Genomic DNA, 10,789 nt, shown 5'->3' on the forward strand with positions numbered 1-10,789 from the left:
ACCCCGAGCCTCCCCAGGAGCGGGTGGGCGGGTCTTGAGGCGGAGGGCGGAACCTGGGTTGCGCCTTTCGGGGGAGGTGGTGCGGATCAGGTCCCTGCGAAGAGACGGTCCAGGTGCTGGTCGATCGCGGCCAGCGCGGCCGAGGGCTCGACGACGCCGAGCTCGAGCAGCGGGGAGAACCCGGTCAGCGCCAGGACGAGATCGGTCTCGACGGCCGGGTCCCGGTCCGGCGCGATCCGGCCCTGCTCGATCGCCTCGCGGACGAGACGCTCGATCATGGCCCGCCCGTCGCGGAGCCCGAGGCCCGCCTGCCGGCGCAGCGCGGGGTCGTGCAGGGCCTCCAGGACGTACGCGGCGCTCATGCGGCTCGACGCCCGCGCGTCGGGGTGCAACGGGAGCATCTCGACGAGGACCAGGCGCAGCACGTCGCGCGGGTGCGGGGGCTGGTCGAGCGCGGCCAGCCCCTGCGCGACCCGGCCCGCGGTGCGTTCCGCCGCGGACTCGATCGCGAAGGTCAGCATCGCCGTGCGGGAGCCGAAGTAGTGCTGCAGCTGTCCCAGCGAGACCCCCGCCTCGCGGGCGACCTCGCGCAGGGTGGCCCGGGACCAGCCCTGCTGGTCGACGACGCGCCACAGCGCGCGGGCGATCACCTCGCGCCGTTCCTGGTGGTCCACCTGCTTCGGCATCCTGCACCTTCCCGGGTTGTCGTACGCTCGTCACAATACAGTTGACTTGGAACGCTGGACGGGAGGCCCGATGAGCGACGAGCAGCCGCCGGCCGCGTTCTTCAACCCCTACGCCGTCGCCATCGACGACCAGGTGGCGATCGCGCTGCTCGCCGAGATGCACATCACGAAGGCGATCGAGCGCGGCGACTTCGACGACCTGCCCGGCGCCGGCAAGCCGCTCGACCTGCAGGACCTCCACGACCCCGACTGGTGGCTCAAGGCCTTCATGCGGCGCGAGAGGCTCGTCGTCCTGCCGCCCTCCATCCAGCTCCGCAAGGACGACGCCGCCCTCGACGGGCGCCTCGACGAGATGTGGAGCGAGGACGACGTGCGCGAAGAGGTCGAGGAGTTCAACCGGAACGTCCTGCGCGCCCGCTACCAGCCGGCGGCCGGGCCACCGCTGGTCACCATGCCGCGCGACGTCGACGCGACCGTCGCCGCCTGGGCGCAGCGTCGTGCGGCGCGGGCCGCGCAGGCGCGGGAACAGCGTCAGGCCGAGGCGCCGGGCGACGGCGGTCGGCGCCGTCGACGCTCCCGCCGGCGGGGACGGTCCCGGGCCGTCGGCACGGGGACGGACGCCACGACCCCGCCGACGCCGGGATGATCACGGGAGGCGACGGATCCCGCCGCGCGGGTCGCTGACGAACCGCCCCGACCGGCGCCAGTTCAATGTCCGGTCGTCCGCCACGAGCTCCCAGGGCGTCCATCCGTCGTCGTCGCGCCGGCGCACGACGGTGCCGGTCGTGAGGCCGGCGAGGGCCACCTCGGACAGGCTCATGACGCGATCCGGCCGCAGCCCGCCCCTGAACTGGGACTTGCGGACGCCACCGTCGCGGAGCCGCCGCACGGCTGCAGCCTTGTCGGACGCGACCACTCCGAGCTCCGCGCGCCAGCCGGAGGCGTCGGCGTCCTCGACCACGAAGACGAAGATCTGATCCATCGCCGGAGTGTGGCACGGCGCCGGCGAGCGCCGAAGGCGGCGCCTGTGGATCACCGGGTCGCCGTGTCGGCACGGACCCGTAACCTGGCCGACGTGCTGCACGTCCACCGGTCCGAGCGCTCCGACGCGCTGGTCGCTCCCCTCGCCGACGTGCTCGCCGCGCCGCCGGACGACCCGTTCACGCCCGACGTCGTCGCCGTGCCCACGCGCGGCATCGAACGGTGGCTGGCGCAGCGGCTGTCGCACCTACTGGGGGTCGACGGCCCGTCGGGTGCCGGCCCGGTCGGACGAGGCATCTGCGCCAACGTGGACTTCGCTCATCCGTCGCGCCTGGTGGCGTCCGCGGTGACGGCAGTGACGGGCGTCGAGCACGACGACGACCCGTGGCGCCGCGCCCGGCTCGTGTGGCCGGTGCTGGAGACGATCGACGCGTCGCTGGACGAGGCGTGGGCGGCCCCGCTCGCGCGGTACGTCGGGGAGGCGGGCGACGGAGCGCGCCCCTCGCGCCGGCTCGCCCTGGCGCAGCGCGTCGCCGACCTGTTCTCCGCGTACGCGCAGCAGCGCCCGGACCTGCTGGCGCGCTGGCTCGACGGGGCCGACGACGACGGCGCGGACGACGACGGCGCGGGCGCGCCCGTCCCCGCCGACCTGGCCTGGCAGCCCCGGCTGTGGCGGCGGGTACGCGAGCGGGTGGACGCGCCCGGCCCGGCGGAGGTGCTGGCCGAGGCGGTCGCCGCGCTGCGCGCGGACCCGGGTGCCGTCGACCTGCCCGCCCGGATCTCGGTCTTCGGCCCCACCCGCCTGCCGGAGGACCAGCGGCGCGTGCTGCGCGCGCTCGCCCTGCACCGCGACGTGCACCTGTGGCTTCCGCACCCCTCCCCCGCGCTGTGGGAGGCGGTCGGGGCGCTCGCTTCCGGGGGCGCCGTCACCGGCCCGCGCCGGGACGACGTGCCGCCCGCCGCCCGGCACCCGCTGCTCGCGTCCACCGCGCGCGACTCCGTCGAGCTGCAGCTGCGCCTGTCCGAGGTCCTTGATCCGGGCGACGCCCCCCAGGTCCGGGTGTCGCACCACGCCGCACCGCCGCCACCCGCCACGCTGCTCGGCGCGCTGCAGGGTGCGCTGCGCGCGGACGACCCGGACGTCGCGCCCCACCCCGTCGACCCCGCCGACCGCAGCGTCCAGGTGCACGCCTGCCACGGGCGCGCACGCCAGGTGGAGGTGCTGCGCGAGGTGCTCACCGGCCTGTTCGCCGCCGACCCGACGCTCGAGCCGCGCGACGTCATCGTCATGTGCCCGGACGTGGAGGCGTTCGCGCCGCTGGTCACCGCGACGTTCGGCGCGGCACCCGACGGCGTCGCGCAGGTGCACCCGGGGCAGCGGCTGCGGGTCAGCCTGGCCGACCGCGGGCCGGGCGTCGTCAACCCGGTGCTCGGCGTGCTGGCCACGCTGCTGCGCCTGGCGGACGGCCGCGTCACCGCCTCCGAAGTGCTCGACCTCGCCGCGACGGAGCCCGTGCGGCGCCGCTTCCGGCTGTCCGACGACGACCTCGACCGCTGGCGCACCTGGGCCGTCGAGGTGGGCGTGCGCTGGGGCGAGGACGGCACCCGGCGGGCCCGCTTCGGCATCGACCCGCGCGTGCGCCAGGGCACCTGGGACGCCGCGCTCGACCGGGTGCTGCTCGGCGTGGCCATGGCCGAGGAGGACTCGCGGTTCGTGGGCCCGGCGCTGCCGCTGGACGACGTCGGCTCCACCGACGTGGACGTCGCGGGCCGGTTCGCCGAGCTGGTCACGCGGCTGACCGGGCTGCTCGCCGACCTCGACGGCACCCACCCGCTGGAGCACTGGCTCGACACGCTGGACCGGGCCGTCACCCTCCTCACCGACCCCGCGCCCGACGACGGCTGGCAGTCCGTGCAGGCCCGCCGGGTGCTCGGGGACGTGCGGGCGGCCGGGACCGGGCGGCCCGCAGCGACGGCTGGCGGCGGACTCCGGCTCGAGGACGTGCGCGCCCTGCTCGCCGACCGGCTCGCCGGCCGCCCCACGCGCGCCGGCTTCCGCACCGGCGCGCTCACCGTGTGCTCGCTGGAGCCGATGCGCGCCGTCCCGCACCGGGTGGTGTGTCTGCTCGGCATGGAGGACGGCGCGTTCCCCCGGAAGGCCACGCCCGACGGCGACGACCTGCTCGCGCGCGGCGCGTGCCTGGGCGAGCGCGACCGCCGCAGCGAGGACCGGCAGATCTTCCTCGACGCCCTCACGGCCGCGCGCGAGCACCTGGTCGTGCTGCACTCCGGCGCCGACGAGCGCACCGGCGCCGACCGGCCGCCCGCCGTGCCCGTCGCCGAGCTGCTCGACGCCCTCGACCGGGTCGGCACCGCCGCGGACGGCGGACCGGTGCGGCGGCAGGTCGTCGTGCGGCACCCGCTGCAGGTGGTGGGCGAGCGCAACTTCGAGGCCGGCGCGCTCGGCACCCCTGGGCCGTTCAGCTTCGACCAGGCCGCGTACGAGGCCGCCCTCGCGGGCCGGAGCCCGCGCACCGCACCCGGCCTCCTCATCACGGAGCCGCTCGTCGCCCGGGACGAGGCCGGCACCCCGGAGCCCGTCGACGTCGACGACCTCGTCCGCCTCCTCGAGCACCCCGCGAGCTGGTTCGTGCGCACCGTCCTCGGCGCCGCGCTCGTGCGCGACGAGGACGACGTCGACGACCGGCTCCCGCTCGAGATGGACCCTCTGGCCCAGTGGGGCGCCGGCGACCGCATCCTGACCGCCACCCTCGCCGGGGTCGACCCGCGGCAGGCCCGGGACGCCGAGTGGCGCCGCGGCCAGGCGCCCCCGCGCGTCCTCGGACGGGTGGCCCTCGACCGGGTCGTCGACCGCGTCGCCCCGGTCCGCGCCATGGCCGAGCGCACGACCTCCGGCGGGCCCGCGGCGCGCGCCGTCGACCTCGCGGTCACGCTGCCGTCGGGCACCCTCGTGACCGGGACGGTGCCCGGCGTCCGGGGCGCCCGGGTCGTGCGCGCGGAGTACTCGCGGCTGGCCCCCAAGCACCGCCTCCGCTCCTGGGTGCAGGTCCTCGCGCTCGCGGCGTCCGGCGAGCCCCCGGAGGCCCCCACCCCGGACGCGTGGTGGCACACCGCGACGACGGGTCGCGCGCCCGGTCGCGTCCCGCAGGCCGCGTGGAGCCGGATCGACGCACCCCCGCGCGACGACGCCGCGCGCCTGCTCGACGACCTCGTCGCACTGCGGCGGGAGGCGTTCCGGGCCCCGCTGCCGCTGCCCCCCGACGTCGCGCACGCCTACGCGACCGCCCGCCGCGGCCGACAGTCGCCGTCCGACGCCCTCGGCCGCGCCCGGAAGGCCTGGGCCGACGGGTTCGACCGCGCCGACCCGTACTACGTCCGCTGCTGGGGGGAGGGTGCCGGCCTCGACGACTTCGCGGGCACCCCCACCGACGACGACCGGCGCGTCGCCCCCGACGAGACCACCCGCCTCGGGGCGCTCGCGGCCCGCGTGTGGGGGCCGCTGCTGGCCCGCGAGCAGGAGGGAACGGTATGACCGCGCCGTCGGCGTCCACCACGGACGTCCCGATCTTCGACGTGACCGGCGACCTCCCCCAGGGCACCACCGTGCTGGAGGCGAGCGCGGGGACCGGCAAGACGTTCACGATCGCGGCGCTCGCCGCCCGCTACGTCGCCGAGGGGCGGGCGGAGCTGCGCGAGCTCCTGCTCGTCACGTTCGGTCACGACGCGACGTCGGAGCTGCGCGACCGCGTCCGCGAGCGCCTCGTCGCCACCCAGCGCGCGCTGCACGGGCCGGACCCGGCGTCCCACCCCGACCCCGTGGTGGCCCTGCTCGCCGACGTCGACCCCGAGGAGCTGGAGCGGCGGAGGTACCGCCTCACGTCGGCCCTGTCCCAGCTGGACAGCGCCACCATCACGACGACGCACGGGTTCTGCGACGCGACGCTGAAGTACCTCGGCATCGCCGCCGACGTCGACCCCGCGGCGACGTTCGTCAACGACATCGCCGACCTCGAGCGGGAGGTCGTCGACGACCTCTACGTGCGACGGTTCGCGGACGCCGAGCGGGCCGCGCTCACCCCCGCCCTGGCCCGCGCCGTGGGGCACGAGGCGGTGAGCAAGCAGGGCGTCACGATCGAGCCGGCCGAGCCCGGCGGGGCGCCCCCGTCGTCCGTGGGCACGCTGCGCCGGGACGTCGCGCAGGCCACGCGGGACGAGGTGCTGCGCCGCAAGCGGGCCCAGCAGCTCATGGACTACGACGACCAGCTCACGCTCCTGCGGGACACCCTGGTCGACCCGGTGCACGGCGCGACGGCGGCCGCCAGGGTGCGGTCGCGGTACCGCGTCGTGATGGTCGACGAGTTCCAGGACACCGACCCCGTGCAGTGGGAGATCCTGCGGACGGCGTTCCACGGGCACCGCGACATGGTCCTCATCGGCGACCCCAAGCAGGCGATCTACGCCTTCCGCGGGGCCGACGTCGTCGCCTACCTGGAGGCGCGGGAGGAGGCGTCGACGTTCGCCACCCTGGGGACGAACTGGCGTTCCGACGGCCCGCTGCTCCACGCCCTCGGGACGGTCCTGGAGGGCACGGCCCTGGGGGACGGGCGGATCGTCGTCCGGGCGGTCGCGTCCGCGCACGCCGACCCGCGCTCGCGCGGGGGCGCGCCCCTCCGCCTCCGCCGCCTCACCCGGGGCCGCAGCAACGGGCTGCCGGCGGGCGACGCCCGCGCCCTGGTGACCGCCGACACCGCCGCCGACATCGTCGCCCGGCTCGGCACCGACCAGGTCCGCGACGGCGACTCCTGGCGGCCGCTCGAACCGCGCGACGTGGCGGTGCTGGTCCGCACGAACGGTCAGGCGCAGGCGGTCCGCGATGCGCTGGACGGCCTCGGCGTGCCGGCGGTGGTCTCCGGGAAGCGCAGCGTGTTCACCACGGCGTCGGCCCGCGACTGGCTCACCCTGCTCACCGCCCTCGAGCAGCCCGGCCACCACGGACGGGCGGCGGCACTCGCCCTCACCCCGTTCGTCGGGTGGGACGCCGCGCACCTCGCCGCCGCCGACGACGCCGAGCACGACCGCCTGGCGGACGACGTGCGGCGCTGGTCCCGCCTGCTGTCCACGCGCGGCGTCGCGGCTCTGCACGAGGCGATCACCCGCGAGGGCCTGGCGGAGCGCCTCCTGCGGTGGAGCACCGGGGAGCGGGAGCTCACCGACCTGCGGCACGTGGGCCAGGTGCTGCACACCGCGTCGGTGGTCGAGGGCCTCGGCCCGTCGTCGCTCACCGGCTGGCTCCGGCGCCGCATCCGGGACGCGGAGACCGACATCGACGACGAGCGGAGCCGCCGCCTCGAAACCGACGCTGCCGCCGTGCAGGTCGTCACGGTGCACGCCAGCAAGGGGCTCGAGTTCGGCGTCGTGTACGTGCCGTTCGCGTGGAACCGGTACGAGCGGGACGACCCCGACGTCCTGAGCTTCCACGCCGACGACGGCACCCGGGTGCTCCACGTGGGCGGCCCCGGCTCGCCCGGGTACAAGGAGGCCAAAGAGCGGTACCTCGTCGAGGACCGGGACGAGGAGCTGCGGCTGCTGTACGTCGCGCTGACGCGCGCCCGCTACCAGGTGGTGGCGCACTGGGCACCGACGTACAAGAACTCGTCCCGCGGCGCGCTGACCCGGGTCCTCTTCGGGGCGCGCGGCCTGGACGGGGCGCCCGCGGCCGAGTACCCCCGACAGTCGCAGGCGGACGAGACGGTCCGCGCTGCCCTCGACGCCCTCGCGGCGCGCTCGGGCGGCACGATCGCCGTCGAGGACGTGCCGGCCACCCCGTCCGTCGAGCGCTGGCGCCCACCGGCCCAGGACGAGCCTTCGCTCGCCGTCGCGCATCTCGACCGGGTGCCGGACGCGACGTGGCGGCGCGCGTCGTACTCCGCGCTCACCGCGGCGGCGCACACCGGGCGACCCGCCGGGCTGTCCCCCGCGGCGCCCGGGGCGCCGGCCGGTGCCGCGACCGGCGGCGTGGAGTCCGAGCCGGAGGGCGGTGGGGTGCGGGACGAGCCGGCCGAGGCCGCGCCCACGGCCGTCCGCCCGGGCGGGCCCGCGACGCCGGGAGACGTCGCGGCCCCGGGAGCGGACCTCCCCTCCCCGATGTCGGGGCTGCCCGCCGGGACGGGGTTCGGCACCCTGGTGCACGAGGTCCTGGAGTACGCGGACACCGCCGCGCGCGACCTGGACGCCGAGCTGCTCGCCCGCTGTGCCGCCGCCGCGACGACGCGCGTGCCCGGCGCCGACCCGGCGGAGCTCGCCGCCGCGCTCGGCGTCGTCGCGCGCACCCCCCTGGGCCCGCTCGCGGGCGGACGCACCCTCGCGGACGTGGCGCCGCGCGACCGGCTGGCCGAGCTCGAGTTCGAGCTGCCGCTCGCCGGCGGAGACGGAGATGCGGGTGCGCTCGACGGCGGAGCCGCGGGCGGGGCAGCGGCGGAGGGCGCGACGCTCTCCGAGATCGCCGCGCTCCTGGGCCGCTACCTCGGCCCGGACGACGCGTTCGCCGCCTACCCCGCAGCGCTGGCGGAGCTCGCGGCGGCCGACCCGGGTGCACGGCCCCTGCGCGGCTACCTCACCGGGTCGATCGACGCGGTGCTGCGCGTCCCGGGCGACGACGGCGCCCCGCGGTTCCTGGTCGTCGACTACAAGACGAACCGCCTCGGCGCCTTCGACGCCCCGCTCACCGCCTACGACTACCGCCCCGAGGCGACGGTCGAGGCCATGCTGCACGCCCACTACCCGCTGCAGCTGGTGCTCTACCTCGTGGCGCTGCACCGGTACCTGGCCTGGCGGCTGCCCGGCTACGACCCGGACGTGCACCTCGGCGGCGGGCTCTACCTGTTCGTGCGCGGCATGTGCGGCCCCGGCACCCCCACCGGGCCCGACGGCGCTCCCTACGGCGTCGTGTCCTGGGTGCCGCCGCGCGGCCTCGTGCCCGCCCTGTCCGCGCTGCTCGACGGAGGCGACGCATGACCGACACCGCCACCCTGCCCGGCGGCCCGGCCGACGCCACCGGCGACGTCCGCGTCGCCGCCGCGGCCCCCGGTCTGTTGCGCGAGTTCAACGCCGCGGGCCTCGTCGCGGCCACGGACGTGCACGTCGCGACCCGGCTGGGCCGGCTCACGGGCGAGGAGGACGCCACGGTGCTGCTCGCCGTCGCCCTCGCCGTGCGCGCCCTGCGCGGCGGGTCCGTGTGCGTACGCCTCGACGACCCGGACGAGCTGGCGGCGCTCGCGCTGCCCGAGGACGCGGACCGCGCCGACGCCCCCGCCGACGGGACGGCGACCGCGGCTCCCCCGCCGTGGCCGGAGCACGCCGCGTGGGTGCGGGCGATCGAGGCGAGCCCCGCGGTGACCGTCGGCGCGGGAGAGCCCGTGGACCGGCCCGCCCGCTGGGTCGGCGGCCGCCTGTACCTCGACCGCTACTGGCGCGACGAGCTCACCGTGCGGCGGCTGGTCGACGCCCGCCTCCAGGCGCCGCCCCTGGTCTCCGAGGGCGCCGACCGCCTGGACGGCACGCTCGCGCGGCTGTTCCCCGCGGCGGCCGACGTCCGTCAACGCCTCGCTGCCGCGCACGCCGCCGGCCGCCGGCTCACGGTGCTCACGGGCGGGCCGGGCACCGGCAAGACGACCACCGTCGCGCGGCTGCTCGCCGTCCTGCAGGACGTCGACGGGCCCGGCCTCCGCGTCGCGCTCGCCGCGCCGACGGGCAAGGCCGCCGCGCGGCTGCAGGAGGCGGTGCGCGACGTCGTCGGCGCCCTCCCGCCCGAGGACCGCGAGCGCACCGGCCGCCCCGACGCGACCACCGTGCACCGGCTGCTGGGGTACCGCAGCGCCACCCGGTTCCGCCACCACGCGGGCCACCACCTGCCGCACGACGTCGTCGTGGTGGACGAGACGTCGATGGTGCCGCTGTCGCTCATGGCACGGCTGCTCGAGGCGTTGCGCCCCGACGCCCGGCTGGTGCTCGTCGGCGACCCGGACCAGCTCGCGTCCGTCGAGGCCGGCGCCGTGCTGGGCGACCTCGTCGCGCGGCCGCCGGTGGTGACGTCGCTGGCCGAGCACCTCACGACCGCCGCTCCCGTGGACGCCGCCGAGAACCCCTCCGAGCCCCCCTCCGAGGCCGAGCGCGACCGCCTCGCCAACGGCGTCGTGCGGCTCGTGACCGTGCACCGCCAGGGCTCGGACTCGGCGATCCTGCCGCTCGCCGCGGCGATCCGCGAGGGCGACGCCGACGCCGTGCTCGACGTCCTGCGCACGGGCGCCGGCGGAGTCGAGCTGGTCGAGGCCGACACGGAGCGTCTCGACGAGCACGCCGTGGCGGGCCTGCACGACGACGCGGTCGACGCCGGCCGACGGCTCGTGGCCGCCGCGCGGGCGGGCGACGCGGCGGGCGCCCTGGAGGCCCTGTCCGCGCACCGCGTCATGGTCGCGCACCGCCGCGGGCCGGTCGGCGTGGCCCGCTGGGCGGCGCAGGTGGAGGCGTGGGTCGAGGAGGCGACGGCCGACGGCGCGCCGCCCGCCGCCCCCGGGACGCCGTGGGTGGTGGGCCGGCCGCTGCTGGTCACGACCAACGACGCCGACGTGGGCCTCTACAACGGCGACACGGGCGTGCTCGTCGCGGACCGCGACCCGGCACGCACCCAGGACGGCACGGTCGCGGTCGTGGCCGCGTTCGGCGACCCGCGCGACCCGCTGCGCGTGCGCACCCACCGGCTGCCGCCGGTCGAGACCGTGCACGCGATGACCGTGCACCGGGCCCAGGGCAGCCAGTTCCGTCGCGTGTCGCTGGTGCTGCCGCCGCCCACGTCGCCCCTGCTCACCCGCGAGCTGCTGTACACGGCGGTCACGCGCGCACAGGAGTTCGTGCGGGTCGTGGGCACCGCGGACGCCGTGCGCGCCGCCGTCGCCCACCCGGTCCGTCGCGCGAGCGGCCTCCGCGACCCCCTCCCCTGACGTTGTGGGCGGGGGGGTGGGGGCGGACCTGGCCCCCATGAAGGGCAAAAAACCACCCCCCAACAAAAAAGAAAGCCCACCCCGCAGGGTTGCCCCCGGTACGGA

Annotated in this window: 6 protein-coding genes; 4 read left to right on the forward strand and 2 right to left on the reverse strand. The window is 77.4% G+C overall.

All coding sequences use genetic code 11. From position 1 onward, the window contains the following. Window positions 1-86: 86 nt before the first annotated feature. Window positions 87-686 (reverse strand): TetR/AcrR family transcriptional regulator, encoded by a 600-nt coding sequence (locus ACWF41_RS07215; protein WP_380319447.1) that lies wholly within the window; start codon window positions 684-686, stop codon window positions 87-89. Between the two features lie 70 nt (window positions 687-756). On the opposite strand from ACWF41_RS07215, the gene ACWF41_RS07220 reads away from it, so the two are divergent. Next, window positions 757-1,332 carry a DnaJ family domain-containing protein gene (locus ACWF41_RS07220; protein ID WP_380319444.1) on the forward strand — a complete coding sequence of 192 codons (576 nt, stop codon included), beginning with the start codon at window positions 757-759 and terminating at the stop codon, window positions 1,330-1,332. Here ACWF41_RS07220 and ACWF41_RS07225 read toward each other — a convergent pair whose 3' ends face one another. Further along, window positions 1,333-1,668 (reverse strand): hypothetical protein, encoded by a 336-nt coding sequence (locus ACWF41_RS07225; RefSeq protein WP_380319441.1) that lies wholly within the window; start codon window positions 1,666-1,668, stop codon window positions 1,333-1,335. Window positions 1,669-1,761: 93 nt separating this feature from the next. Between ACWF41_RS07225 and recC the strand changes: the two genes are divergently transcribed. From recC to recD, 3 genes are read left to right on the forward strand one after another with little or no spacing between them, the layout of a single operon-like run. Then, a complete protein-coding gene (gene recC / locus ACWF41_RS07230) occupies window positions 1,762-5,220 on the forward strand; it encodes an exodeoxyribonuclease V subunit gamma (protein WP_380319438.1) in 3,459 nt (1,152 codons plus the stop codon). Next, window positions 5,217-8,702, forward strand: coding sequence for a UvrD-helicase domain-containing protein (locus ACWF41_RS07235; protein ID WP_380319435.1), 3,486 nt, complete (start codon window positions 5,217-5,219; stop codon window positions 8,700-8,702). Before recC ends, ACWF41_RS07235 begins: the two co-directional genes overlap by 4 nt. Next, window positions 8,699-10,684: an exodeoxyribonuclease V subunit alpha gene (gene recD, locus ACWF41_RS07240; RefSeq protein WP_380319432.1), complete on the forward strand. Its 1,986-nt coding sequence runs from the start codon at window positions 8,699-8,701 to the stop codon at window positions 10,682-10,684. The genes ACWF41_RS07235 and recD overlap by 4 nt, the downstream gene beginning before the upstream one ends. Window positions 10,685-10,789 lie beyond the last annotated feature (105 nt).

The organism is Isoptericola sp. NPDC055063 (assembly GCF_053608125.1).